Raw genomic sequence first — 26,267 nt, 5'->3', positions numbered from 1 at the left:
TTTCACTTTAATGAGCAGTACATCCCCCACCTCTTTCACAATCTTTAGATGAGGGGTAACTGCGCATTAAACTATAATTTCACTTTATTCAGCTTCTTGCTCTAATAAACGAATACCATTACCAGCTAAAAAGTGGTCTGCTTGAATTTCAGTCGCTTTCTTAAATAAAGTAAGAGCTTTCTCGTTATTCTCCTCGAATACGTACGCAACACCTAAATTATAATACGCATCTGCATGCTCTTCATCCATTTCTAACACCTTTTCAAAATAAGGTTTTGCCTCTTGAATATGTTCTAGTCGTGCGAAGCAAAGTCCGCATTGGAAAACAGCTTCTACATCGCCTTCATCTAATTCCGTCGCTCTTTGTAAAAATGGAAGTGCAAGACGATCATTTCCAAGTTGCACATGTGTGATACCTAACATAAATGTTACGTCAGCTGATTGTAATCCCACTTGCATCGCTTGTTCAAATACAGCCTTCGCCTCTGCAAATTGCTCTTGACCGTAATATACGTTTCCTAAGCCATAATAAGCAGCCGCAGATTTACCATCTAATTCTAATGCACGTTTATAAAATAAAATTGCTCGCTCACTATCACCTAATACATCTAATAAATTCGCAAAGTTAATGTATCCAAGCGCATCTTTCGGGTTTTCTTCGATTGCTTCTGTGAAATTTTCAGCTGCTTCTTCCCAGTTTCCTTCTTGCATATATTTAATACCTGTTTCAAGTTTGTTTGACATATCCTTCACCTCTACAACAAATTATAACAAAGAATGTATTTTCCAAGCGAACAAAAATTCGCTTTATGTAAAAGAAACCTCTAACCGCTAATCGGCAGAGGCTTCTCGTGTTATCCTAAATAATCTAATTTCTTACCACTATGATATACTTCATCAATTGTAGCGCCGCCTAAGCACTCATCTCCATCATAGAAAACAACTGCTTGGCCTGGCGTAATCGCACGAATTGGCTCATCACAAAGAATACGAACTGTATTTTCATCAACGATTTGAACCGTTACTTTATTGTCTGCTTGACGATAACGGAATTTCGCTGTACACGTAAATTCTTTTTCCTTCGCTTTATTACTTACCCAGCCTACATTCGTAGCAATAACTTCATCACCATATAGAAGTTCGTTATGGAATCCTTGATCAACATATAAAATGTTTTCTTTCAAGTTTTTCCCCACAGCAAACCACGGATCACCATTACCACCAATACCAAGGCCATGACGTTGTCCAATTGTATAATACATTAAACCATCATGTTTCCCTTTCACTTCACCAGATAATGTTTGCATCACACCTGGTTGCGCCGGTAAATAGTTACTTAAGAAATCTTTAAAGTTACGCTCACCGATGAAGCAAATACCAGTACTATCTTTCTTCGCCGCTGTCGCTAAACCAGCTTCTGTCGCCATTTCGCGAATTTGTGGTTTCTTTAATTCACCTAATGGGAACATTGTTTTTGATAGTTGCTCTTGGCTTAATTGATTTAAGAAATATGTTTGATCTTTATTGTCATCAACGCCGCGAAGCATTTTATATTCGCCGTCCATATAAGCAACGCGTGCATAATGACCTGTTGCTACATAATCAGCACCAAGTGCAATTGCATGCTCTAAAAATGCTTTAAATTTAATTTCTTTGTTACACATTACATCTGGGTTTGGTGTACGACCAGCTCGGTACTCATCTAAAAAGTACGTGAATACTTTATCCCAGTATTGTTTTTCAAAGTTTACTGCATAATACGGAATGCCGATTTGGTTACACACTTCAATTACATCATTGTAATCTTCTGTTGCTGTGCAGACACCATTTGCATCTGTATCATCCCAGTTTTTCATAAAAATTCCGATTACATCATAACCCTGCTCTTTTAATAAAAGAGCTGCTACAGATGAATCGACGCCACCGGACATCCCGATGACAACGCGTGTTTCTTGAGGTAGTTTGTTCATCATGTCACCTCCCATGCTAATTTTGTGTTAATCGCTTCACGATTTTCACTGTTTCGTACGCCGCTTTTTCAATTTGCTCTTTCGTATTTCCAAGTCCGAAACTAAAGCGTACGGATGAACGTATTTGATCGGAGTCTTTTCCGAACATCGCCACTAATACATGTGATGGATCAATCGAACCAGCTGTACAAGCAGAACCACTTGATACTGCAATACCAGCTAAGTCTAGGTTTACAAGAAACGGTTCAATATTCATTCCTGTAAAACTTATATTAAACACATGTGGTAAGCGATATTCCAAGTCTCCGTTTACCTCGAAATGAATGTCCTCATTTTTGAAGACAGATACCATTATATCTTTAAACTCTTCATATTGGGCATTTTTTTGCTCACGAGTTTTTTCAGCTAGCGAAACTGCATGTTGAAGTCCAACAATACTAGGTACATTTTCAGTACCAGCACGACGTTTTCTTTCTTGCTCTCCGCCTATTAATAACGGTTCAAATTTCACATTTGCACCAGCATATAGGAACCCTACACCTTTTGGGCCGTTAATTTTGTGAGCGGAAATCGATAATAAATCAATACCAAACTCTTTCACATCTATTTCTATTAAACCGTAAGCTTGTACAGCATCTGTGTGGAAATAAGCTTGATGCTCTTTTAACAGCTTACCTATTTCCACAATTGGTTGTATTGTCCCTACTTCATTATTCCCGAACATAATAGATACAAGAATCGTCTCTTCCGTTAGTGCCTTTTGTATGTCAGAAACTTGAACACGCCCTGTTTCATCAACAGGTAAATACGTCACTTCAAATCCTTCACGCTCTAACAATTCACACGTATGCAAAATCGCATGATGTTCAATTTGCGTTGTAATAACGTGGTTACCTTTATGACGATTCGCACGCGCTACACCTATAAGTGCTAAATTATCAGCTTCTGTACCACCGCTCGTGAATATAATTTCATTTGGACTCGCGTGAATGCTACGTGCACACACACGTCTCGCCTCATCTACCGCATGGCGCGTTTGACGCCCATAAAAGTGAATACTAGACGGGTTTCCAAATGTTTCTGTCATATATGGAATCATCTTTTCGACCACTTCTGGGTGAGTCGGAGATGTCGCAGCATGATCTAAGTAAATGCGTTCCATTAAATCTCCTTCTTTCCAAATCGTTTCACAAGGAATTAAATGTAAAACATATAGCCCCCGTGATTTTCTTCCTCATAACGTACTAAATCTTCTAAAGTTGTACTATCTAATACTTCTTGCACTGCATCACGAACACGCATCCATAATTGGCGTTGTGCTGGTTCTTCTTCTTCTATCATTTCTACAACACTAATTGGACCCTCTAGTACACGGATTACATCTCCAGCTGTAATGTTGACTGGCTGATCAGATAATACATATCCGCCATATGCACCACGCGTACTCTTTACAAGACGAGCGTTACGAAGTGGTGAAATTAATTGCTCTAAGTAATGCTCAGATAGGTCATGTGCCTGTGCAATTGATTTTAATGAAATTGGGCCTTCACCAAACTTTTTTGCAAGGTCGATCATAATTGTTAAGCCGTAGCGGCCTTTCGTTGAAATCTTCATCTATTTGCACCTCATTTCAAATTTTCACTTCTATTGGTTATATCTTATTTATCCCGCTATTTGCGGGCAGTAAAACTCCCACCTCAAAATTCGGCTGGAGCAAAGAAGTTAGGTGGGGGATGAACAAAACCCCCACTAATTAAAGTCTCACTTTATAAAAGAACACAATTTAAAATCCTATGAAATTATAGCATAATATAGTATTATAAGAAATTTCAACTTGTGTATCAAAATGATAACATAAAATCACATTGAAAAACTCGGAAATTATTACAATTGAAAGAAAAATAGGAATATTCATATTCATTTTCCCCACAAAACAGCATCCTATTTCAAATTTCATCAAAAAAAATGATACGATAGAATGAGATTATACATTAAGGGAGAGGGTCAAATGAAACAACCACTCGCACATCGAATGCGCCCTACAAATATTCAAGAAATTATCGGACAACAGCATTTAGTTGGTGAAGACAAGATTTTATGGCGTATGGTCCAAGCAAATCATTTTCAATCAATGATTTTATACGGTCCTCCAGGCACAGGAAAAACATCAATCGCTAGCGCAATTGCAGGAAGTACTGGAACCCTGTTTCGCCTCTTAAACGCTGTTACTCATAATAAAAAAGATATGGAAGTTGTCGTACAGGAAGCGAAGATGCATCGGCACCTCGTTTTAATTTTGGATGAAGTTCATAGGCTAGATAAAGCGAAGCAAGACTTTCTATTACCCCATTTAGAAAGCGGACTTCTTACTTTAATTGGTGCAACGACAAGCAATCCGTTCCATGCTATTAATTCTGCTATTCGAAGTCGTTGTCAAATCTTCGAATTACACGCATTAACAGAAGATGATATTTTAATTGGCTTAAAACGAGCGCTTGAAGATAAAGAAAAAGGGCTTGGGGAATATGATGTAACTGTTACGGATGAAGCATTACATCACTTTGCAAATGCGTCAGGCGGAGATATGCGCTCAGCTTATAATGCACTTGAACTAGCTGTTTTATCTAGCTTTACAACTGACGACAAAGCCGCGGAAATTACACTTGAAATCGCAGAAGAATGCTTACAGAAAAAGAGTTTCGTTCACGACAAAGGTGGCGATGCTCACTATGACGTTTTATCTGCTTTTCAAAAATCAGTACGCGGAAGTGATGTGAACGCCGCACTTCATTATTTAGCACGTCTTATTGAAGCTGGTGACTTACAAAGCATCGGTAGACGTCTGCTTATTATGGCATATGAAGATATCGGACTTGCTAGCCCACAAGCTGGACAACGTACACTTGCAGCGATTGAATCAGCTGAACGGGTCGGCTTCCCAGAGGCACGCATACCACTTGCAAATGCTGTTATTGAACTTTGTCTATCACCGAAATCAAACTCGGCCTATAAAGCACTCGATGCCGCACTACACGATTTACGTAATGGCCAAACAGGCGATATTCCAAGTCATTTAAAAGATAGTCATTATAAAGGAGCCGAATCGTTAGGAAGAGGCATCGGATACTTATATCCACACGATCACCCAAATGGCTGGGTACAACAACAATACTTACCTGATAAAATTAAAAACAAGCAATATTATAAACCGAAAACGACAGGAAAATTCGAACAAGTACTTTCTACTGTTTATGAAAGATTACAAAGTTCGCATAAAACGAAGAATAAAGGGTAATATAAGCGAAAACGTCACCATTACGGAGGGTTCGCTTATGAAAACACGTCAAGATGCATGGACAAAAGAAGACGATCTCCTTTTAGCAGAAACTGTTTTACGACATATTCGCAGCGGAAGTACACAAATAAAAGCATTCGATGAAGTTGGTGATACATTAAACCGAACTTCAGCAGCTTGTGGCTTTAGATGGAATGCTGAAGTAAGACCATATTATGAAGATGCGGTGCAGATCGCAAAAAAACAACGTAAAGAATTAAAGCGTTCGGAAGCTAAAATAGAAAAAGAGCAGTTCACACAAACTCGGCAGCTCGTAATCGATGCCGAGTTTTCAGAAGATATTGTCCCAAATAAACAAGATCTTACAATGCAAAATGTCATCTCATTTTTGCAAAACTTGGAGCACAATAACCCTTCACTCGCAAAGTTACAAACTGAAAATGACGTATTACAAGATCAGCTCACTTCCCTGCAAAAAATGAATAATGAACTTGAAGCAAAATTAGCTGTTCTCACAAAAAAACAACAAGCAATCGAAGAAGATTATGCAATGCTTGTTAGAATTATGGATCGTGCTCGAAAACTTGTTTCGGTCGAAGAACAAGAAGAGCAAATTGCTCCGATTTTCAAAACCGATCAAAATGGAAATTTAGATATTATATATTCTGCAGAAAACTAAAAACAGGGATGCCACTTTTTCAACTAAGTGACATCCCTGTTTATTTTCCCTTAGTGAAAAAGCACCACAGTAAATGAAATTATATTAACGATTCGACATCGACATTTCTTTAAAACATACAAAAAGCATATATCCTAAACGATATATGCTTCCTTTTTATTCTTGCCCTACACGCTTCACTTCTACGTTTTTAATACGCTCACGTACAACGTGACTTGCCATAATTAAACCAGCCACAGATGGTACGAACGCATTTGAAGAAGGTGGTAATTTCGCTTTACGAATTTTTGCATTTTCGTCTGGTACGATTTCTTTACGTACTTCTTCACGAATTACGATTGGGTTTTCGTCAGAGAAGACAACTTTTACACCTTTTTTAATACCATCTTTACGAAGCTTCGTACGAATTACTTTCGCAATTGGATCTGTATGTGTTTTAGAAATGTCCGCAATACGGAAACGAGTTGGGTCCATTTTATTTGCCGCACCCATACATGAGATAATTTTGATTTTACGACGTAAACATTGTTTAATTAAATGAATTTTGAACGTAATCGTATCAGATGCATCTACTACGAAATCTAAACCGTGTTTAAAGAACTCTTCATATGTTTCATCTGTATAAAACATCTCTAGTCCAATTACTTCACACTCTGGATTAATATCTGCAATACGCTCTTTCATTAATTCTACTTTTGAACGTCCTACAGTAGATACTAACGCGTGAATTTGACGGTTTACGTTTGTAATATCTACAACATCTTTGTCAACTAATACAAGACGTCCTACGCCAGAACGTGCTAACGCTTCTGCCGAAAATGATCCTACGCCGCCAATACCTAAAATACCGACTGTACTATTTTTTAATATTTCAAGGCCTTCTTTTCCAAAGGCTAATTCATTACGTGAAAATTGATGTAACATTCAGCTCTACACTCCTATTACAAAAATGGTCTACCATGTATTCTAGCCTTTTTCCGACTATTTGTATAGAAAAAGTTATAGAATTCCTAAAAATACATATTTCAAACAAGGAAAACATAATGTAAACCGGACTTTTTAAACAACCTCTATAAAAAAAGCCTAGATGGGGTTAGTATAACCATCTAGACTCTATTCTTACTTCTCTTCTTTCAAGCTCAATTTTAAGCTTAGCTCTTCAAGCTGAGCTTCTGCAACTGGGCTTGGCGCTTCTGTTAATAAGCAGCTTGCGCTTGCTGTTTTCGGGAATGCAATTGTATCACGAAGGTTCGTACGACCTGCAAGTAACATAACAAGACGGTCTAAACCTAATGCGATTCCGCCGTGTGGTGGTGTACCGTATTCGAATGCTTCTAATAAGAATCCGAATTGTTCTTGTGCTTCTTCTTGTGAGAATCCAAGTGCTTTGAACATTTTTTCTTGTACGTCACGCTCGTAAATACGAAGTGATCCACCACCAAGCTCATAACCGTTTAATACAAGGTCATATGCTTGTGCACGTGCTTTTTCTGGTGCTGTTTCTAATAACTCAACGTCTTCACGGAATGGCATCGTGAATGGGTGGTGAGCTGCGAAGTAACGACCTGCATCTTCATCGTACTCAAGAAGTGGCCAATCAGTTACCCATAGGAAGTTAAATTTACTTTCGTCAATTAACTCAAGTTCTTTACCTAGACGTAAACGAAGTGCACCTAAGCTATCTGCAACAACACTTTTCTTATCTGCTACGAATAGTAATAAGTCACCAGCATCCGCTTCTAATGTACTCATTAACACGTTTGCCTCTTCTTCACCGAAGAATTTCGCAATCGGTCCTTTTAAGCCGTCTTCTTCAACTTTAAGCCAAGCTAGACCTTTTGCACCGTATACTTTGGCGAATTCAGTTAATGCATCGATGTCTTTACGAGAGTATTTGCTCGCTGCACCTTTTGCGTTAATCGCTTTTACTTGTCCGCCGTTTTCTACAGCACTTGTAAATACTTTAAATCCACAACCTACTGCAAATTCAGATAGGTCTTTTAGTTCCATTTCAAAGCGTGTATCCGGCTTATCAGAACCAAAGCGAGCCATTGCATCAGCATATTTCATACGAGGGAATGGTGCACTAACTTCTACACCTTTTGCATCCTTCATGACTTTCGTCATCATACGCTCCATCATTTCTAAAATTTCATCTTGTGTTAAGAATGATGCCTCGATATCAATTTGCGTGAATTCCGGTTGACGATCCGCACGTAAATCTTCGTCACGGAAACAACGTGCTACTTGATAGTAACGCTCAAATCCACCGACCATAAGAAGCTGTTTAAATAGCTGCGGAGATTGAGGTAATGCATAAAATTCACCATCATGCACACGGCTTGGTACTAAATAGTCGCGAGCTCCTTCTGGCGTGCTCTTCGTTAAAATTGGTGTTTCAACTTCTAAGAACTCTTCTGTATCTAAAAAGTTACGAATTGTTTTCGTTACGTCATGACGCATTTTGAATGTGTTGAACATTGCAGGACGACGTAAGTCTAAGTAACGATATTTTAAACGCACATCTTCTGATGCATCTGTATCATCAGCAATAATGATTGGCGTTGTTTTCGCTGCGTTTAATACATTTACTTTCGATGCTTGTACTTCAATACGACCAGTTGCCATATTATCATTAATTGCGCCTTCACCACGTTCAACAACTGTACCTTCTACGTGCAATACGTATTCGCTACGAATCGTTTCTGCTACTTCTAACGCTTCTTTTGATGTTTCTGGATTAAATACAACTTGTACGATACCTGTACGGTCACGTAAGTCGATAAAGATTAATCCACCTAAATCACGGCGTTTTTGTACCCAACCTTTTAATTGAACTGTTTGTCCAACCGCTTCTACTGTTAATTTCCCGCATGCATGTGTTCTTTCAGCCACTTTAAGTTCCCCCTATATTAATTTCTCTGCTACATATGAAGCAAATACATCTAACGCTACTTCTTCTTGTCCGCCTGTTGCCATATCTTTTAAGTTAATGATGCCTTTATCTAGCTCATCTTCCCCTAATACAGCTACGTATTTCGCATTTAAACGATCTGCAGATTTAAATTGTGCTTTCATTTTGCGATCTAAATAATCTTTTTCAACTGATAATCCAGCTTTACGAAGATCGAACGCAACTTTTGCAGCACGGTCTTTCGCTTTTTCACCAAGTGCTACAACGTAACAATCAATACTATGTTCAATTGGTAACTCAATATTTTCAGCCTTCAGCGCCATAATTAAACGCTCAATACTCATCGCAAAACCAATACCTGGCATTTCCGGTCCACCGATTTCTTGTACAAGTCCGTTATAACGGCCACCACCACTTAATGTTGTGATAGCACCGAAACCTTCTGCCTCACTCATAATTTCAAAAACAGTGTGTTGGTAGTAGTCTAAACCACGTACTAAATTCGGATCTTTCTCAAATGGAACATCCATCATCGTTAGTAGTTCTTGTACTTTGTCGTAGTATACTGCTGAATCTTCGTTTAAGTATTCTGTAATAGATGGTGCCGTGCTCATTAATTCATGATTACGGTCCTTCTTACAGTCTAAAATACGAAGAGGGTTTTTTTCTAAGCGAGATTGGCAATCAGAACAGAATTCTCCGATGCGCGGCTCAAAGTGAGCAATTAACGCATCACGGTGCGCTTGACGACTCGCTGCATCACCTAAGCTATTTAATACAACTTTAATATTTTTCAAGCCCATACCGCGGTAAAACTCTACAGCAAGTGCAATTACTTCTGCATCAATTGCTGGATCGTTACTACCAATTGCTTCAATACCGAATTGTACGAATTGACGATAGCGACCTGCTTGTGGTCTTTCGTAACGGAACATTTGACCAATATAGTATAATTTCGTTGGTTGTGTTGCATCACCGAACATTTTGTTTTCAACGTAAGAACGTACAACAGGTGCAGTACCTTCTGGACGTAATGTTAAACTACGCTCTCCACGATCTTGGAATGAGTACATTTCTTTTTGTACGATATCTGTCGTATCACCAACACCACGTAAAAATAGCTCTGTGTGCTCAAAAATTGGTGTACGAATTTCTTTATAATTGTAACGACGGCAAATTTCGCGTGCTTGCCCTTCGATATACTGCCATAACTCAACACTACCTGGAAGAATATCTTGCGTTCCGCGTGGGATTTGAATAGACATATTCAGTTCCTCCTCAAATTGTTTTAATCTTAATAAAAATAAAAAAACTCCCGCCTCTACTGTTTGAACAGTAGGGACGAGAGTATTATACCCGTGGTGCCACCCTAATTGAAGCACGTATGCTTCCACTTTTTTAATAACGCTTAAATGTGCGTTCATCCCTAATAAGCATATATGCCGTTCAAGTTGAAACCTCTAGAGTGTCATTCAATCAGTCATCATGCAGAAATGTTTTCAGCCTAAGACATTTCTTCTCTTTCCATGTGTGTCTCATTTACTCTTCTCTATCAACGGTTATATTCATATGTAAATATAAAATTACTATACGTTTGTTGAGTAGGATTGTCAAGTACTCTAAGAGCGCTCAATCTGCTTCTTTAGACGCTTTACATCTTGAAGAGAAATCCCAAACTCAGAAGCGAGCTCCATTGAAGTATTGTTTTGCTCTTTTGAAATAAAATCATGAAAATTTACGTTAAACAGTTGATTTGCACCATTTGTAACAGAATGCCCTTTTTCATTCATACGCATACGTATATCCCTCACATTCAATATAGATGTTTTACTTTTTATTGTTCCATATTGATGAAAGAGTTATACATAACCAAAACAGCTATTGATTCCAAATAAAGTGAAACTTTAATGAATAGGGGTTTTGTCCATCGCCACTCATTATTAGCCCTCACTAATCAGGCTTTTACGAGCAGTGGATCTCCCACAAATAGCGGGATAAATGAACAAAACATACAACAATGTATGAAAAAAGAGAGGACCTATAATCCTCTCTTCCCCGGCAACACTATTTACTTTCTACAATTAAGGTCACCGGACCATCATTGATTAAAGAAACGTCCATCATTGCTCCGAACTGTCCTGTCTCCACATGTAGTCCTTGTTTACGAACTTCTTCATTAAAGAAATCATATAAATGTTCTGCATAATCAGGTTTCGCAGCATCCATAAAGTTTGGACGTCTTCCTTTACGGCAATCTCCGTATAATGTAAATTGCGAAATAGATAGAACTTGTCCCTTCATATCAAGTACAGAGTGGTTCATCTTTCCGCTCTCATCTTCAAAAATACGTAGGTTTGCAATTTTTTCTGCGATATAAGTTGCATCTTTTTCTGTATCTTCATGCGTAATGCCAACTAGTAATGTTAAACCGAATGGAATTTGTCCTACAATCTCGCCATCTACTGTGACAGACGCTTCCTTTGATCGTTGTAAAACAACTCTCATCTTTTCTACACTCCCTATTAATGCATCATGCGTCGTACGGCATAAATTTCTGGAACACGTTTAATGCGCTCTACTACTTTTTTCAAGTGTTGTAAGTTTCGAATAGAAATCGACATGTTAATCGTTGCCATCTTATTACGATCACTTCTACCAGAAACAGCTGAGATATACGTCTTCGTTTCTGTAACAGCTTGTAATACTTCATTCAATAAACCACGACGATCATAGCCTGAAATTTCAATATCAACATTGTACTCAATTTCTTTTTCAGGACTACCTTCCCAATCTACTTCTAATAAACGCTCCACCGCTTCTTCTGTATGCACATTGACGCAATCGCAACGGTGAATTGATACGCCTCGACCTTTCGTAATATACCCAACGATATCATCGCCTGGAACTGGGTTACAGCATTTTGATAAACGAATTAACAAATTATCTGCACCACTTACCTTTACACCAGAATCCCATTTTCGAATTTTCATCGGTTTACGAACTTCTTTAACTTCAACGATGTCTTCTTCTTCACGTTGTTTACGGAACTTGTCCGTTAGTCGCGTAACAATTTGCGCTGCTGTAATTCCGTTATATCCAACTGCTGCAAACATATCTTCTTCATTTGCAAAGTTAAACTTCTCAGCGACACGTTTTAAATTATCAAGCGCTAATACTTCTTTCATCTCATACTCTAAGCCACGCACTTCTTTTTCAACAAGTTCACGGCCTTTTTCAATATTTTCATCTCTACGTTGTTTCTTAAAGAATTGACGTATTTTATTTTTCGCATGAGATGTTTGAGCAAGCTTTACCCAATCTTGACTTGGACCATACGAATGTTTCGATGTTAAAATTTCAATGATGTCACCAGTTTTCAACTTATAATCAAGCGTCACCATTTTCCCATTTACTTTTGCACCAATTGTCTTGTTTCCAATTTCCGAATGGACACGATACGAAAAATCAATTGGAACAGAGCCAAGTGGTAATTCCATTACATCGCCTTTTGGTGTAAAGACGAATACCATGTCAGAGAATAAATCAATTTTTAATGACTCCATAAATTCTTCTGCATTAGAAGCTTCATTTTGCCATTCTAATATTTGACGGAACCAAGTTAGTTTCTTCTCTAATGTACCCGTTGTTTCTGCTGCTTTACCTTCTTTATACGCCCAATGTGCCGCGATTCCGAATTCTGCAATCTCATGCATTTCTTTCGTACGAATTTGCACTTCTAGCGGATCACCTTTTGGTCCAATTACAGTCGTATGAAGAGATTGATATAAATTTGCTTTCGGCATTGCAATATAATCTTTAAAACGACCTGGCATTGGTTTCCAGCACGTATGAATAATTCCAAGCACCGCATAGCAATCTTTAATACTATTCACAACGACACGTACAGCTAGTAAATCGTAAATTTCATTGAATTGTTTATTTTGCAATGCCATTTTACGATAAATACTGTAAATATGTTTTGGTCTTCCAGAAATCTCAGGTTGAATTGAAACCTCTTTTAATTTCTCGCGAATGCCAGTCATTACTTCATCTAAATATTCTTCACGCTCTGCACGTTTACGCTTCATTAAATTCACAATACGATAATATTGCTGCGGGTTTAAATAGCGAAGTGACGTATCCTCTAACTCCCATTTAATAGTACTAATTCCGAGTCTATGTGCTAAAGGTGCAAAGATTTCTAACGTTTCATTTGCGATGCGACGCTGCTTCTCTTGAGGCAAATGTTTCAATGTACGCATGTTATGAAGACGATCAGCTAGTTTAATTAAAATAACTCGAATATCTTGAGCCATTGCAATAAACATTTTGCGATGGTTTTCTGCTTGTTGCTGCTCATGGGATTTGTATTTAATCTTTCCAAGCTTTGTAACACCATCGACAAGCATAGCGATTTCTTTATTAAATTCCCGTTCAATGTCTTCTAATGTAATTTCTGTATCTTCCACTACATCATGTAAGAAACCTGCCGATACTGTAGCTGGATCCATGTGTAAATCAACTAAAATACCTGCAACTTGAATTGGGTGAATAATATATGGTTCACCCGATTTTCTATATTGTTCGCTATGTGCATCACGCGCATATTCATAGGCACGTGCCACTAGCTCAATATCTTCATCCGCTAAATATTGACTTGCTTTCTCGAGTACCTGTTCAGCTGTTAGTACTTGCTCATTTGCCATCGAATCACCTTTTATTGAAAATTGACTTTATCTTTATTGAATAGAATAAATTATATTCTATCATTATAACCCAATGATTGTGAATTGTGAAAAGGAAAAGATTTTACTGACATTTCACCATGTTTTTTTGTGCAATTATACAAAAGTACCCGCTCCTCTCCAAGAGATTCACGGGTACTTTTTTATCACCGTAGTTTCACCTATATAATGATTAGTATTTTTCTAATACTAATACATCGTAACCATCTAACATTTTACGACCATCTAAGTAAGTAAGCTCTACTAAAAATGCAATTCCTGCTACAACTCCACCAAGTTCTTCAACTAGTTTAATTGTCGCTTCGATTGTTCCACCTGTAGCTAATAAGTCATCTGTAATTAATACACGTTGGCCGGGCTTAATTGCATCTTTATGGATTGTTAAAACATCCGTTCCATATTCTTTACCGTAGTCAACTGTAATTACTTCACGTGGTAATTTTCCTAATTTACGAACTGGTGCGAAACCTACTTCTAATGCATAAGAAACTGGGCAACCAATAATAAAACCACGCGCTTCTGGTCCTACTACAACATCAATGTCTCTTTTATTTGCATACTCAACGATTGCATCTGTTGCTGCTTTATATGCTTTTCCGTCGTTCATTAAAGGTGTAATGTCTTTAAACACAATACCTTCTTTCGGATAATCTGGTACAATTGCGATATGTTGCTTGAAATCCATATTTCTGAATCCTCCTCAGATATAAAAGGTTTGTAAATACAAATCCTTTACCCTAACTGTTCTACTTATTTATGATCACGAATCGTTTCAAACCATGTATATAGTTGCTGATATGTGCTATAAACCAATTCTTTCTCTAATTGTAAGTGGTTCATTTTCTCACGATATGTGTTCGATTCAATTAAATCACGCTTTTGTTTTTTGTCTGCCATAAAAATGACACCGTCTTTTATTGTAACAAATTCTAACTCAAAAAACACCTGTGTCATGAAATTTACTGTATCTTTTGACCAACCTTTATGACGACACAGTTGTTCCCCATATTGCCTTAAAGAAAATGGTGTTTTTTGGCTTAAGAAAGAATAGTACCATTTAAAATGTTCCCTCGTTGGGACCGTACTAAATAAATGATTATTCTCTTGATAAAATAGCGTGTAAATTCGAGCTGGGAATCCAGCCTTAAATACATCACCTAATTCATCTATTCCTTTCGGCAAATCAAGTAGCACAATGTATTGATCATCAAAATGAGCTACCTCTGATGCATGCACGAGCTGTTCTTTATAGCCTTCTAAAGAAAATTTATTCAATACCTCTTCAGAAAAATACACCAATGTTATTTTTTCTTTCGGAAGTTCTGCTAAATTTGCTTCTACATTACGCATACTACGCCAGTCAAATAATTGCCATGCCTCTACAGCAATATCTTGCACCATTAATTGCGGCTTTTTAAAGTTATTCCATTCATTAATGGACACTTCTCCTACTACAGAAACCTTCGCAACTGGAGAGATTTCTTTCGCATAAGTACCAAATCCAAATCCAATCGTGTCCAGTGTTGCTTGTCCATCACGAAGAGCCATTTTTAAATGCGAACCATCAGATCCAATTGCACGGATACTTTCTAAGTCGGCATCTTTCACCGCAATACGCGGTTTCGGATTTCCTACGCCAAATGGCGCTAACTTTTGCATATCCTCAATCGCGGCAAGCGTTACATCCTCTACTTTACAAAATGCATCCACTGCTGTAATCGGAATAAAATCTTCTGCTGTTAAAATTACATCTGCTTGCTCATTTAACCTGCGTCTTAATTCATCCACATCATTCATATTAAGTGTCATTCCCGCTGCCATCGGATGACCTCCGAAATGCGGTAACAATTCACGGCAATCTGAAAGGTTTGCAAACAAATCAAATCCTGCAATACTACGAGCCGATCCCTTTGCTGTTTCTTTATGAGGATCAATGCTTAATACAATCGTTGGACGATAAAAACGTTCAACTAACTTAGAAGCGACAATTCCAATTACCCCTGGATTCCAACCTTCTTTTGCAAGGACTAATACTTTATTTTCTTCTGGCGGGAAATTATTTTCGACTTCAGCGATAGCTTCTTCAGTAATTTGCTTTACAATATCTTTTCGAAGTTTGTTCAGCTCATCAATTTCTTCAGCTAGCTCTTTCGCTTCCTCTGGATCTTCTGATAATAAAAGGTGTACAGCAGGTGTTGCATCTTCCAAACGACCAACTGCATTAATACGAGGTGCGAGTGCGAACCCGATGCTTTCTTCTGTAATTTCGCTTTGCGAAACGTTAGCGACTTTAAATAACGCCTTTAAACCGATATTCCGAGTCATTCGCATATGCTTCAGTCCACGCTGTACTAACAATCTATTTTCACCATGAAGCGATACTAAATCGGCTACCGTACCGATTACTGCAATTTCCAACAAATGCTCTGGCACACGGCCCAAAAGTGCATGTGCAACTTTAAATGCAACACCAACACCCGCTAAATAATGAAACGGATAAACACCGCCTTCTAATTTCGGGTGAATAATCGCAAGTGCCTCTGGTAATTCTGGTGGTGGCTCATGATGATCTGTAATAATAAGATCTATTCCAAGTTCCTTCGCTACCTTCGCTTCATGTACCGCTGCGATACCAGTATCGACAGTAATAATTAGTGAGAACCCTGCACTGTGCGCCCAACGAAACGCTTCTTCATTTGGCCCATAGCCTTCAGTAAAACGATTTGGAATATAAAACTCTACTTCTGCACCTAATTCTTTGAGAGCAAGATATAACACAGTCGTACTGCTTACTCCGTCCGCATCGTAATCGCCAAATATTAATATTTGCTCTCCATTTTCAATAGCTTTTTTCACACGTTCTACAGTCCGATCCATTCCTTCAAGTAAAAATGGATCATGAAATTCTTGATCTGCTGTATTTAAAAAGTCTACAATCTTATCTTCTGTATTTAAGCCTCTGCCAAGAAATAATGAAGTCACAAGAGGTGATAGTTGCAATTTATTTGCTAATTCACTCACTAGTTCCTCATTATATTCTTTTTCTTTCCAACGCGTCTTCGGTTGTAACACGAAATCACCCCTTAACCTATCCATTATACAAGACAGATTAAGGGGTGACAATATAATGCAAACTACGATTCGATATCTATATAATTAAATATCCGTTATGTTTAATTTGGAGAATACGGATTAATATGTACAAAAACGTTTTGTACGTTATCTTGTTTCATAAGTTTTTCTTTTACATGTTTTCCGATGCGGTGACCTTCTTCTACAGTGATATATGGATCTACAGATACTTTAATATCGACAATAACATAGTGGCCATGTTCTCTTGCATATAAAGAGCCGATTTTTTTCACACCTTCCACTTGAAAAACTGCCTCCCTAAGCGGAACAACATCTTCTTCATGCAGAACATGATCGAGCGTTGCATGAATAGCTTCTGCTCCAATACTCCACGCCATCTTAGCAACGAGAATTGAAACAAATAATCCCGCAATTGGATCGGCATATACAAGCCAATCTATACCTAACTTACCGCCGATAATAGCTGCACAAATGCCGATTAAAGCTGCAATTGAAGAAAACACATCCGAACGATGTTCATATGCATTTGCAATAATTGCAGCACTATTTATCCTCTTCCCTAATCGATATTTATACTGAAACATCCCTTCTTTCACTACAATCGAAAGAATAACTGCAAAAATCGTAATTCCTTTTGGTGGTTCCAAATCTTGTGAAAAAGCTTTTATAGACGAAATCGCTATCTCTATTCCAACAATAAATAATAATACCGCAACAATAATCGCTGAAATCGATTCCGCTTTACCATGACCATACGGATGATCTTCATCAGGCGGTTGCTTTGCCGCTCGTAATCCAAAAAATACAGCTAACGAGCCAATTACATCTGATCCAGAATGCACCGCATCCGCTAAAAGTGCCTTACTGTTTCCAATATAACCAATTACCGCTTTTACAATCGCTAATATAATATTACCAACGATTCCGACAATAGCACCAAACTCGGCCTGTTTAAAACGTTCATCTTTTTCCATAATTGAAATCCCTTCTTTTCTTAACCTATCTTTTTATCCCGCTATTTGCGGGCAGTAAGCCCCCCACCTCAAAATCCAGCAAATACAAGGAAGTTAGGTGGGAGATCAACTGCCCGTAAAAGCCCGATTGGTGAGGGCTAATAATAAGTGGGGATGAACAAAACCCCCACTTATTAAAGTTTCACTTTATTTTAACAAAATCAGCGATAACATCACCACTTTATTCCATTTCATTCTTTCAAAAGTTGCTATCTTATTGTATCCACAAACGAAAAAAGAGATGCCTCATAATGAGACATCATCTTTTTTATACTTGCGGTTCAGGTTCTTCTTTCTCAACCTTCTTCTTGTTTTTTCCCCTTTTCAAACGACGGTTTTCAAGCATCAACCAAATTTGAGAAGCCACGAAAATAGAAGAATACGTACCTACAACTAATCCAATTAATAATGCAAGTGAGAAGTTACGCAGTGATTCACTACCGAAAATAAGTAGTGTGATTACTGGGAATAACACTGTTAACACTGTATTAATTGAACGACCAATTGTTTGACGAATACTTGAGTTTACGATTTCTTCTAAATCTTTTATGTCGCGAACTCGTTTTTTCTGTTTGTATAACTCACGGTTTCTATCAAACGTAACGATTGAGTCATTGATAGAGTAACCAATAATCGTTAATACCGCAGCGATAAACGTTAAGTCTACCTCTATCTGGAAAAGACTAAATACAACAATCATAACGAACGCATCATGTAATAATGCGATTACTGCAGATACTGCGTACGTAAGACGGAAACGAATACTTACGTATAAAACGATTACTGCAGAAGCAATTAATACTGCGATAAATGCATTTCGTGCAATCTCTTTACCGATTGTCGGTGAAACTGTACTTACATTCGGATCTGTACCGTATTTATCGTGGAAGAATGTTTTTGTTTTCGCAATTTCATCTTTTGATAGAACACCTAATGTACGAACTGCGAAACCTTTATTGTCATCTCCAGTCGGTACAATATTTTCTTCCTTCACATCGATGTTCAATTCTTTAAAATCTTTATGAACATCAGACACAGTAACTGCTTGTTTTGATTGCAAGTCGATACGTGTCCCACTTGCAAAGTCAATACCAAGATTCATTTTGAAAATCGGTAATATAATTGCCCCAGCAATTACGACTACAATTGAGAATAAGAAGAATTTATGACCGATATTTACGAAGTTAATACGATCAAATCTCGTTGGCGGATGTACTACACCTTTTGTTAATGGAATAATATCCTTTTCCTTAACACCAAAGTAAGATTGTTTTTTATCGAAGTAACGGCTCTTTACAAGTAAACCTAGTAAGAAACGAGTACCGAATACGTTCGTAATGAAACCGACTAAAATACTAACAATTAAACTTGTTGCGAAACCTTTTACAGAGCTATTACCGTAAGCAAATAATACACCCGCTGCTGCAATCGTTGTAATGTTCGCATCTAAAATTGTTGCTAATGAACGATGGTTACCAGCACGAAATGCTGACATCATTGACTTACCAATTTTCAGCTCTTCCTTTAACCTCTCGTACGTAATAATATTCGCATCTACTGCGATACCTACCCCGAGCACTAATGCCGCAATACCTGGCAACGTGAGAACCGCATGCATCCAGTTAAAGACAAGTAATGTAACGAAAATGTATAAACCTAACATAATAACCGCTACAAGCCCTGGTAAACGGTAGAATACAAGCATAAATAAGAAGATAATAGCAATACCGATTGCACTAGCGAAAATCGTTTGCTCTAATGCTTGTTGACCAAATTTTGCTCCAACAGATGTTGAATACATTTCTTTTAAATCAACAGGAAGTGCACCTGCATTTAATAAAGATGACAGTTCTTTCGCACTTTCAACTGTAAAGTTTCCACCTACGATAGATACTTCAGCTTGATTAAATACTTGTTCTACTGTTGCCGCTGATAAAAACTTTGGATTCGGTTTTACAGATTCTGCTTTATACGAATCTTTTCCTTCTTCAAAATCAAGCCAAATTACCATTAAATTCGTTGGTGGTGGCATTTTTGAAATCTTCTCTGTTACTTCACGGAATTTTTCAGCGCTTTTTAACGTAAGTCCAACACTTGGACGACCTTTATCATCAAATGTTTGCTTCGCTCCGCCGCCTTTTAAATCCGCTCCATCCATAAGAAGGTTGTCATCTACATCACGGAATGTTAATTTCGCTTGCGTTGATAACATTTCACGTGCTTTTTGCTGATCTTGTACACCAGCAAGCTGCACACGAATTCGATCCTGTCCTTCGATTTGAATGTTCGGCTCACTTACACCGAGTGCATTGACACGATTTTCAAGAGCACCTACTGTACTTACAAGTGCCTCTCGGTCAATTTTATCACCTTTTTTGGCTGGTTTTACTTCATACAGAATTTCAAAACCACCGCGAAGGTCTAGTCCTAGACTAATTCCTTTTGCTATGTCTTTTCCTGCCGCACCAATTACTCCACCAATTAATAAAACGATGAGGAAAAAGGCGGCAATTCTTGTACCACGCTTTGCCATATGTACCCTCTTTCTGCTACTAACACTTTCAATAAATCTCTTACGATTCATTTTCGCACGTGTGCATACGCCTAGTTAGTAGACTTACTTTCTATAAAATACATGTATTTCCGCTAGTTCATCACTAGCTGTGTCGGTAAGCTTTTCACAATACCTACACTATTCATTATTTATTTTTCCTCTTCACTACCTCCTTTATATATAATCTTAGACATAATTAATTCCTCTTTATCAATACCTATCATTATACTGCAAAAGGAAGAACAAACCAATTACAGTCGGTTATTTATTTTCATATTCATCAAACGACCAAAGTGGCGCTTGATATGCTTCAACAGTTAAATAATTCATATATTCATTAGTACTTACTCTTAATACATCATTTACTAATTCATATAACCTAACATCACTATTTATCTTTTTCCACTTTTTTGCCTTGAGAAACTTCCAAATATCATTATCTGTCACTCGGTCGTAACCGAACATTTGAAACTCTTCTACTTTACTTTCTAAAACGACTTGTAACTGTCCGCGGTATGATTCTACCAAAGCCTCTTTATCCAACATATATAACATCTCCTTCTTATTTCAGCACGAAAAGTCGCTTTTAATCCCGCTCTAATGGACAGTAATAACTTCTTTCAAGAGTACCATTCATACTTCACTCTCTTAAATGCTTGTCATTCTTGTCTCATACGTGCATATAAATTATTGTAAATCATTCCATTGATTTTGAGAAGGTAGGAGAAGAGTATGACGAGACAAAGCTTTTTAAAAGGCGCATTTATTTTAATGATAGCCGGTTTTATTACAAAAATCCTTGGATTTATTAACCGCATTGTAATGGCACGTATTTTAGGCGAAGAAGGCGTCGGCCTTTATATGATGGCTGTCCCCACCTTCATTTTAGCAATTACATTAACACAAATTGGCCTTCCTGTTGCAATCGCAAAATTTGTAGCAGAAGCAGAAGCAGTGAACGATAAGCAAAGAGTTAAAAAAATATTAACTGTCTCACTAGCCGTTACATCCATTATTAGTATCATTTTAACAATTGGGATTATGCTACTCACACCTATTTTAGCAAAAACATTATTAACAGATGAAAGAACTTACTATCCATTAATGGCTATTTTACCTGTCGTCCCCGTTATTGCAGTTTCTTCCGTTTTACGTGGTTATTTCCAAGGGAAACAAAACATGAAGCCGAGCGCTTACGCTCAAGTCATAGAACAAGTTGTCCGCATTACAATTATCGCTGTATGCATTCGGTTATTTTTACCTTACGGCGTAGAATATGCTGCAGCCGGTGCCATGCTATCAGCTGTTCTAGGTGAAGTTGCATCTTTATTATTTTTACTTACTTTATTCCAACGCGAAAAACATTTATCTATACGCTCTGGATTTTTCACTACTGTAAAGGAGAGCAAAAATACATTTTATTCCCTTATGGACATTGCTTTACCAACTACAGGAAGCCGTTTAATTGGTTCCGTTTCTTATTTCTTTGAACCTATCGTCGTTATGCAAAGCTTAGCGATCGCCGGCGTTGCTGCTTCTGTCGCAACTCAGCAATACGGTATATTAAACGGATATGCATTCCCACTTCTATCACTGCCAGCCTTTATTACATATGCTCTTTCTACAGCACTCGTCCCATCAATTAGCGAGGCAATGGCAAAGAGACAACACAAATTAGTAGAACACCGATTACAACAAGCACTTCGAATTTCCTTAATAACCGGCGGATGGTCAGTCGTTATATTATATGTATTTGCTTCTCCAGTTTTAACTCTCATGTACGGATCAGACAACGCGGCCGCTTTCATCCAGCTTCTTGCACCTTGCTTTTTATTTCATTATTTTCAAAGCCCCCTTACATCTGTGTTGCAAGCTTTAAACTTAGCACGCGCTGCTATGATGAACACATTTATTGGCGCTATCGTAAAATTAATCGTTATCTTTGTACTCGCTTCACGCCCAGAGTTCCAAATGATGGGGGTTGCCCTCGCCATCGCAGCAAATATAGTAACCGTAACATTCCTTCACTACGCCACTGTTTTAAAGAAAATTGCATTTACCATTTATGCAAAAGACTATATTTTCGGCGGAATTGCTATCGGGATTGCTGGTACCTTCGGTTTTTATCTTCATAAGTATATCGTTTTTTCTCATTCACTTGGCATACAAACATTATGGGAAATCACTTTAACAACAATCGTTTATATCGTTCTCCTCTTCGTTTTCAAACTCATTCGAAAAGAAGAATTAAGTCGTCTCCCTATCATTCGGAAACTTTCATTTTTGAAGTAAGCAGGCTTGCCATTCAAAATGGTAAGCCTCTAATTTTCTTTCAAATCAACGAAAAACTGTCCATTTTGAAAACTACAATATAAAATCCGTTTCACATCTTTATAACCTAAGTTATTCAGTTTCTCAACGAGCCACCCATCTGTATGTTCAATCATTTGCAAATGATTGTATTGAATTTCTCCATCAATAATTAGTGGGAGTGTAAAAATTGGTGTATCATTTTTGCTCTTTTTACTTTTTTGTTTTTGAAAGACAGATAACTTTCCAGATGGTTCTAAAATAGCGTATTCTACATCACGCACATCTCCGATTCCTTGCTCACGTAGTTGCATCAATAAATCATCTATGTTATATCGCTGCTTCCGCATCTTTTTTTCATCAATTTTACCTGCATTCACAAGAATCGCAGGCTCCCCTTCTATTAAATGCCGAAAACGCTGGAACTTTAAAGAAATGACCGACAAAATGATTTGTATACACATAAGAAAAGTCATTGGAACTAATTGATGCCAAAGTGATTTATCAGTATTTTCGATTGCCACTACAGCCATTTCACCGAGCATAATGAATACAACTAAATCTAATACACTTAATTCTCCAATTTCACGTTTACCCATAAGACGAAAAATAATTAAAATGATTATATACAAAAGCATTGTTCGTCCGATTATTGATACCCATTCCATTTCTACATCCCCTTTTTTTACTTATAGGCTCCCCTACAAAAAAGAAACTAGTCTAACTTAAACAAAATGAAAATATGCTTGTATTAAAAAGGGGGAATGCATAATGGATGGAACGAAAAAATTATCGAGCGCAATCGGCTTCGGTATTATTACCCTATTAATCCTCGCATCTATTACAAGTATGATCATGGCTCTTTTATTAAAATTTACGAATATTAATGAAGGGACATTAGTAATTATTATTTTTATAATAGCCCTTCTATCTATGCTTATGTCTGGATTTATTGCTGGTAAAAAGGCACAAGGAAAAGGATGGCTAGTAGGTTTCACAACAGGCCTTACATTCGCTATTCTCGTCTTTCTCGTTAACTATTTAGGCTTCTCTCAAACTTTATCGAACTCACAGTTACTCTACCAATTAGCATTGATGGGTGCGAGTACACTCGGAGGTATTTTCGGTGTAAATATGTCAAAACAAAATAGTTAAAAAAAGGCCCTGCACATTTCATGCAGGGCCTTCATCATTAGTTTTTCACAACTTCACGAATCGCATTGCGATCGAAAGTTAAGTGTGCACCACCAGATTTAACAACAATTTTTGTTTCATCCACTGATTCGATTGTAGCGTGTAAACCACCGATTGTTACGATAGCATCACCTTTTTTGATTTCATTTTGCATTTGTGCAACTGCTTTTTGACGCTTTTGTTGCGGGCGAATTAATAAGAAATAGAAAATCGCAAACATCGCAACAATCATAACGATATTCATCATACCTGCATTCATCTTGTGTTCCTCCTTTTAAATTATGTATTAGAAGTTTTTAGCATTCGGTTTATTAAAGCCATACTGTTCAAAGAACTCTTCGCGGAAATCGCCAAGACGGTCTTCACGAATAGCTTGTCTCACCTGCTCCATTAAGTTTAACAGAAAATGAAGGTTGTGATAAGACGTTAAACGAATTCCGAACGTTTCATCACATTTCATTAAGTGACGAATGTACGCACGAGAATAGTTTTTACATGTGTAGCAATCACAGTTCGGATCAAGCGGCCCGAAGTCTCTAGCGAATTTCGCATTTTTCACAACTAAGCGGCCTTCACTTGTCATACATGTACCATTTCGAGCGATACGAGTTGGAAGTACACAGTCAAACATATCAACACCGCGAATCGCACCATCAATTAACGAGTCAGGAGAACCTACACCCATTAAATAACGTGGTTTATCATCAGGAAGAAGTGGTGTTGTAAACTCAAGAACACGATTCATAATATCCTTCGGTTCACCAACAGATAGACCGCCGATAGCATAGCCAGGGAAGTCCATTGAAACAAGATCTTTCGCACTTTGACGACGAAGTTCTTCAAACTCCCCGCCCTGTACAATACCGAATAAACCTTGATCTTGTGGACGTTCATGCGCCTTTAGGCAACGCTCTGCCCAGCGGCTTGTACGCTCTACCGACTTTTTCATGTATTCAAAAGTAGCTGGGAACGGTGGACACTCATCAAATGCCATCATGATATCTGAACCTAATGCATTTTGGATTTCCATCGCTTTTTCTGGAGATAAGAATAATTTATCGCCATTTAAGTGATTGCGGAAATGAACACCTTCCTCTTCAATACGTCGGAAATCACTTAAGCTAAATACTTGGAATCCACCTGAATCCGTTAAGATTGCACGATCCCAGTTCATAAACTTATGCAAGCCACCTGCTTCACGAATAATTTCGTGGCCTGGACGTAGCCATAAATGATACGTATTGCTTAAAATAATGCCAGAATCCATTGCTTTTAATTCTTCTGGTGACATTGTTTTAACTGTTGCAAGTGTACCAACTGGCATAAATGTCGGTGTATCAAATGAGCCGTGTGGCGTGTGCACTCGACCTAAACGCGCACCCGTTTGTTTACAAGTTTTAATAAATTCATAACGAATTGCTGTCATAATTTACTCCTTTTATTTGTTTCTCATTTTAGCGTGAGATGCAACGAACATTGCATCACCGAAACTAAAGAAACGATATTTTTCTTTTACTGCTTCATTATAAGCATGAAGTACATTATCTCTATTTGAAAATGCACTTACAAGCATAATTAATGTTGATTTCGGCAAATGGAAGTTTGTAATTAAACCATCAATTGCTTTAAATTCATATCCTGGGTACATAAAAATATCTGTCCAGCCAGAAGCTGCGCAAAGCTTACCACTATTATCTGTCGCAATCGTTTCTAACGTACGAGTTGATGTCGTACCTACAGTAATAATACGGCCGCCATTCTCTTTCACGCGGTTTAATAACGCCGCAGTCTCTTCAGACATATGGTAATACTCTGCGTGCATATGATGCTCTTCAATAGTATCTGCAGAAACTGGTCTAAAAGTTCCAAGTCCTACATGGAGTGTAATGAATGCTAACCCGACGCCTTTTTGCTTCAATTTCTCAAGTAACTCTTCTGTAAAGTGAAGGCCAGCCGTCGGTGCTGCTGCTGAACCGATTTCCTTCGCATATACCGTTTGATAACGATCGCGATCTTCTAGCGTCTCTTTAATATATGGAGGAAGTGGCATTTCTCCAAGCTCGTCTAAAATTTCATAAAAGATGCCGTCATATGAAAACTCAAGTTGACGCCCACCTTGATCTGCTGTTCCAATGCAAGTTGCTTTTAACTTCCCTTCACCAAAAGAGATGACAGTTCCTTCTTTTACACGCTTCGCTGGCTTTATAAGCGTTTCCCACTTATCGCCTTCCTCTTGTTTCAAAAGAAGCACTTCAATGTGTGCACCTGTATCTTCTTTCACACCGTGCAAGCGAGCTGGCATCACTTTCGTTTCATTTAAAACTAAACAATCCCCCTCTTGTAAGTAAGAAAGAATGTCTGTAAAATGTTTATGCTCAATATCTCCTGTTTCACGGTCTAACACCATCAATCTTGATGTTTCACGCTCTTCAAGCGGAATTTGTGCAATGAGTTCTTCTGGTAAATGAAAATCAAACAGATTAATATCCATAACTGTATC

General features: G+C 37.8%; 23 protein-coding genes and 1 other annotated feature. Of the genes, 4 read left to right on the top strand and 19 right to left on the bottom strand.

Annotated elements, in window-relative coordinates:
• Nucleotides 1-84: 84 nt before the first annotated feature.
• From MHH66_RS04810 to cymR, 4 genes are all read right to left on the bottom strand, one after another.
• Complete coding sequence (locus tag MHH66_RS04810) at nucleotides 85-744, bottom strand: tetratricopeptide repeat protein (protein ID WP_002088750.1); 660 nt, start codon at nucleotides 742-744, stop codon at nucleotides 85-87.
• Between the two features lie 110 nt (nucleotides 745-854).
• Entirely contained in the window at nucleotides 855-1,970 is a 1,116-nt protein-coding gene (gene mnmA / locus MHH66_RS04805; RefSeq protein ID WP_002088752.1) for a tRNA 2-thiouridine(34) synthase MnmA, read from the bottom strand.
• Between the two features lie 16 nt (nucleotides 1,971-1,986).
• Complete coding sequence (locus MHH66_RS04800; protein ID WP_002129219.1) at nucleotides 1,987-3,132, bottom strand: cysteine desulfurase family protein; 1,146 nt, start codon at nucleotides 3,130-3,132, stop codon at nucleotides 1,987-1,989.
• Between the two features lie 35 nt (nucleotides 3,133-3,167).
• Complete coding sequence (cymR, locus tag MHH66_RS04795; RefSeq protein ID WP_000704117.1) at nucleotides 3,168-3,584, bottom strand: cysteine metabolism transcriptional regulator CymR; 417 nt, start codon at nucleotides 3,582-3,584, stop codon at nucleotides 3,168-3,170.
• 394 nt (nucleotides 3,585-3,978) lie between these two features.
• Between cymR and MHH66_RS04790 the strand changes: the two genes are divergently transcribed.
• Together MHH66_RS04790 and MHH66_RS04785 are read left to right on the top strand one after the other, a co-directional pair.
• Nucleotides 3,979-5,265 carry a replication-associated recombination protein A gene (locus MHH66_RS04790; protein ID WP_078184455.1) on the top strand — a complete coding sequence of 429 codons (1,287 nt, stop codon included), beginning with the start codon at nucleotides 3,979-3,981 and terminating at the stop codon, nucleotides 5,263-5,265.
• 37 nt (nucleotides 5,266-5,302) lie between these two features.
• Complete coding sequence (locus tag MHH66_RS04785) at nucleotides 5,303-5,944, top strand: RsfA family transcriptional regulator (RefSeq protein ID WP_002034101.1); 642 nt, start codon at nucleotides 5,303-5,305, stop codon at nucleotides 5,942-5,944.
• Nucleotides 5,945-6,100: 156 nt separating this feature from the next.
• Here MHH66_RS04785 and MHH66_RS04780 read toward each other — a convergent pair whose 3' ends face one another.
• From MHH66_RS04780 to MHH66_RS04730, 11 genes are all read right to left on the bottom strand, one after another.
• Nucleotides 6,101-6,868, bottom strand: coding sequence for a tRNA threonylcarbamoyladenosine dehydratase (locus tag MHH66_RS04780; protein ID WP_000903181.1), 768 nt, complete (start codon nucleotides 6,866-6,868; stop codon nucleotides 6,101-6,103).
• A 195-nt stretch (nucleotides 6,869-7,063) separates the two neighbouring features.
• Nucleotides 7,064-8,839: an aspartate--tRNA ligase gene (gene aspS, locus MHH66_RS04775; protein ID WP_078184456.1), complete on the bottom strand. Its 1,776-nt coding sequence runs from the start codon at nucleotides 8,837-8,839 to the stop codon at nucleotides 7,064-7,066.
• A 12-nt stretch (nucleotides 8,840-8,851) separates the two neighbouring features.
• Nucleotides 8,852-10,123, bottom strand: coding sequence for a histidine--tRNA ligase (hisS, locus tag MHH66_RS04770; protein ID WP_033713424.1), 1,272 nt, complete (start codon nucleotides 10,121-10,123; stop codon nucleotides 8,852-8,854).
• 69 nt (nucleotides 10,124-10,192) lie between these two features.
• Nucleotides 10,193-10,423 (bottom strand) — a binding site (T-box leader).
• Between the two features lie 54 nt (nucleotides 10,424-10,477).
• A complete protein-coding gene (locus MHH66_RS04765) occupies nucleotides 10,478-10,654 on the bottom strand; it encodes a hypothetical protein (RefSeq protein ID WP_001242605.1) in 177 nt (58 codons plus the stop codon).
• A gap of 268 nt (nucleotides 10,655-10,922) precedes the next feature.
• The gene (locus MHH66_RS04760) at nucleotides 10,923-11,363 is read right to left on the bottom strand and encodes a D-tyrosyl-tRNA(Tyr) deacylase (protein ID WP_002015302.1); all 441 of its coding nucleotides are present in this window, start codon (nucleotides 11,361-11,363) and stop codon (nucleotides 10,923-10,925) included.
• A 17-nt stretch (nucleotides 11,364-11,380) separates the two neighbouring features.
• Complete coding sequence (gene relA / locus MHH66_RS04755; protein ID WP_002167636.1) at nucleotides 11,381-13,564, bottom strand: GTP diphosphokinase; 2,184 nt, start codon at nucleotides 13,562-13,564, stop codon at nucleotides 11,381-11,383.
• A 211-nt stretch (nucleotides 13,565-13,775) separates the two neighbouring features.
• Nucleotides 13,776-14,288, bottom strand: coding sequence for an adenine phosphoribosyltransferase (locus MHH66_RS04750; protein ID WP_002015305.1), 513 nt, complete (start codon nucleotides 14,286-14,288; stop codon nucleotides 13,776-13,778).
• Between the two features lie 65 nt (nucleotides 14,289-14,353).
• Nucleotides 14,354-16,675: a single-stranded-DNA-specific exonuclease RecJ gene (gene recJ, locus MHH66_RS04745; RefSeq protein WP_078184457.1), complete on the bottom strand. Its 2,322-nt coding sequence runs from the start codon at nucleotides 16,673-16,675 to the stop codon at nucleotides 14,354-14,356.
• Between the two features lie 101 nt (nucleotides 16,676-16,776).
• Nucleotides 16,777-17,670 carry a cation diffusion facilitator family transporter gene (locus tag MHH66_RS04740; RefSeq protein ID WP_063219497.1) on the bottom strand — a complete coding sequence of 298 codons (894 nt, stop codon included), beginning with the start codon at nucleotides 17,668-17,670 and terminating at the stop codon, nucleotides 16,777-16,779.
• 307 nt (nucleotides 17,671-17,977) lie between these two features.
• Nucleotides 17,978-20,242 carry a protein translocase subunit SecDF gene (gene secDF / locus MHH66_RS04735; protein WP_063219498.1) on the bottom strand — a complete coding sequence of 755 codons (2,265 nt, stop codon included), beginning with the start codon at nucleotides 20,240-20,242 and terminating at the stop codon, nucleotides 17,978-17,980.
• 282 nt (nucleotides 20,243-20,524) lie between these two features.
• Nucleotides 20,525-20,809: a post-transcriptional regulator gene (locus MHH66_RS04730; RefSeq protein WP_063219499.1), complete on the bottom strand. Its 285-nt coding sequence runs from the start codon at nucleotides 20,807-20,809 to the stop codon at nucleotides 20,525-20,527.
• Nucleotides 20,810-20,995: 186 nt separating this feature from the next.
• On the opposite strand from MHH66_RS04730, the gene spoVB reads away from it, so the two are divergent.
• Nucleotides 20,996-22,555 carry a stage V sporulation protein B gene (spoVB, locus tag MHH66_RS04725; protein WP_002015313.1) on the top strand — a complete coding sequence of 520 codons (1,560 nt, stop codon included), beginning with the start codon at nucleotides 20,996-20,998 and terminating at the stop codon, nucleotides 22,553-22,555.
• 29 nt (nucleotides 22,556-22,584) lie between these two features.
• On the opposite strand, the gene MHH66_RS04720 is transcribed toward spoVB, so the two are convergent.
• The gene (locus MHH66_RS04720; RefSeq protein WP_002143230.1) at nucleotides 22,585-23,241 is read right to left on the bottom strand and encodes a DUF421 domain-containing protein; all 657 of its coding nucleotides are present in this window, start codon (nucleotides 23,239-23,241) and stop codon (nucleotides 22,585-22,587) included.
• Between the two features lie 103 nt (nucleotides 23,242-23,344).
• Here MHH66_RS04720 and MHH66_RS04715 point away from each other — a divergent pair, with 103 nt between their 5' ends.
• Nucleotides 23,345-23,728 (top strand): TIGR04086 family membrane protein, encoded by a 384-nt coding sequence (locus MHH66_RS04715; RefSeq protein WP_002015315.1) that lies wholly within the window; start codon nucleotides 23,345-23,347, stop codon nucleotides 23,726-23,728.
• Between the two features lie 37 nt (nucleotides 23,729-23,765).
• Here MHH66_RS04715 and yajC read toward each other — a convergent pair whose 3' ends face one another.
• Genes yajC through queA form a run of 3 tightly spaced genes read right to left on the bottom strand, consistent with a single transcriptional unit; the run spans nucleotide 23,766 to nucleotide 26,258 of the window.
• The gene (gene yajC, locus MHH66_RS04710) at nucleotides 23,766-24,026 is read right to left on the bottom strand and encodes a preprotein translocase subunit YajC (RefSeq protein ID WP_002015317.1); all 261 of its coding nucleotides are present in this window, start codon (nucleotides 24,024-24,026) and stop codon (nucleotides 23,766-23,768) included.
• A gap of 27 nt (nucleotides 24,027-24,053) precedes the next feature.
• Entirely contained in the window at nucleotides 24,054-25,193 is a 1,140-nt protein-coding gene (tgt, locus tag MHH66_RS04705) for a tRNA guanosine(34) transglycosylase Tgt (RefSeq protein WP_002015319.1), read from the bottom strand.
• A 12-nt stretch (nucleotides 25,194-25,205) separates the two neighbouring features.
• Entirely contained in the window at nucleotides 25,206-26,258 is a 1,053-nt protein-coding gene (gene queA / locus MHH66_RS04700) for a tRNA preQ1(34) S-adenosylmethionine ribosyltransferase-isomerase QueA (protein ID WP_002167633.1), read from the bottom strand.
• Nucleotides 26,259-26,267 lie beyond the last annotated feature (9 nt).

It is taken from the genome of Bacillus sp. FSL H8-0492 (assembly GCF_038006145.1).
Taxonomy (GTDB): Bacteria; Bacillota; Bacilli; order Bacillales; family Bacillaceae_G; genus Bacillus_A; species Bacillus_A mycoides.
Note: the sequence above shows the minus strand (reverse complement) of the source record. Positions and strands in the feature narration are given on the sequence as shown.

What these genes read in the sequence shown, in the direction of transcription:
- MHH66_RS04715 (WP_002015315.1), top strand. Translation starts at nt 23,345, where the DNA reads ATGGATGGAACGAAAAAATTATCGAGCGCAATCGGCTTCGGTATTATT.
- MHH66_RS04760 (WP_002015302.1), bottom strand. Translation starts at nt 11,363, where the DNA reads ATGAGAGTTGTTTTACAACGATCAAAGGAAGCGTCTGTCACAGTAGAT.
- spoVB (WP_002015313.1), top strand. Translation starts at nt 20,996, where the DNA reads ATGACGAGACAAAGCTTTTTAAAAGGCGCATTTATTTTAATGATAGCC.
- MHH66_RS04800 (WP_002129219.1), bottom strand. Translation starts at nt 3,132, where the DNA reads ATGGAACGCATTTACTTAGATCATGCTGCGACATCTCCGACTCACCCA.
- MHH66_RS04810 (WP_002088750.1), bottom strand. Translation starts at nt 744, where the DNA reads ATGTCAAACAAACTTGAAACAGGTATTAAATATATGCAAGAAGGAAAC.
- queA (WP_002167633.1), bottom strand. Translation starts at nt 26,258, where the DNA reads ATGGATATTAATCTGTTTGATTTTCATTTACCAGAAGAACTCATTGCA.
- MHH66_RS04740 (WP_063219497.1), bottom strand. Translation starts at nt 17,670, where the DNA reads ATGGAAAAAGATGAACGTTTTAAACAGGCCGAGTTTGGTGCTATTGTC.
- cymR (WP_000704117.1), bottom strand. Translation starts at nt 3,584, where the DNA reads ATGAAGATTTCAACGAAAGGCCGCTACGGCTTAACAATTATGATCGAC.
- mnmA (WP_002088752.1), bottom strand. Translation starts at nt 1,970, where the DNA reads ATGAACAAACTACCTCAAGAAACACGCGTTGTCATCGGGATGTCCGGT.
- yajC (WP_002015317.1), bottom strand. Translation starts at nt 24,026, where the DNA reads ATGAATGCAGGTATGATGAATATCGTTATGATTGTTGCGATGTTTGCG.
- MHH66_RS04765 (WP_001242605.1), bottom strand. Translation starts at nt 10,654, where the DNA reads ATGCGTATGAATGAAAAAGGGCATTCTGTTACAAATGGTGCAAATCAA.
- MHH66_RS04785 (WP_002034101.1), top strand. Translation starts at nt 5,303, where the DNA reads ATGAAAACACGTCAAGATGCATGGACAAAAGAAGACGATCTCCTTTTA.
- MHH66_RS04750 (WP_002015305.1), bottom strand. Translation starts at nt 14,288, where the DNA reads ATGGATTTCAAGCAACATATCGCAATTGTACCAGATTATCCGAAAGAA.
- tgt (WP_002015319.1), bottom strand. Translation starts at nt 25,193, where the DNA reads ATGACAGCAATTCGTTATGAATTTATTAAAACTTGTAAACAAACGGGT.
- MHH66_RS04730 (WP_063219499.1), bottom strand. Translation starts at nt 20,809, where the DNA reads ATGTTGGATAAAGAGGCTTTGGTAGAATCATACCGCGGACAGTTACAA.
- MHH66_RS04790 (WP_078184455.1), top strand. Translation starts at nt 3,979, where the DNA reads ATGAAACAACCACTCGCACATCGAATGCGCCCTACAAATATTCAAGAA.
- MHH66_RS04720 (WP_002143230.1), bottom strand. Translation starts at nt 23,241, where the DNA reads ATGGAATGGGTATCAATAATCGGACGAACAATGCTTTTGTATATAATC.
- relA (WP_002167636.1), bottom strand. Translation starts at nt 13,564, where the DNA reads ATGGCAAATGAGCAAGTACTAACAGCTGAACAGGTACTCGAGAAAGCA.
- hisS (WP_033713424.1), bottom strand. Translation starts at nt 10,123, where the DNA reads ATGTCTATTCAAATCCCACGCGGAACGCAAGATATTCTTCCAGGTAGT.
- MHH66_RS04780 (WP_000903181.1), bottom strand. Translation starts at nt 6,868, where the DNA reads ATGTTACATCAATTTTCACGTAATGAATTAGCCTTTGGAAAAGAAGGC.
- secDF (WP_063219498.1), bottom strand. Translation starts at nt 20,242, where the DNA reads ATGGCAAAGCGTGGTACAAGAATTGCCGCCTTTTTCCTCATCGTTTTA.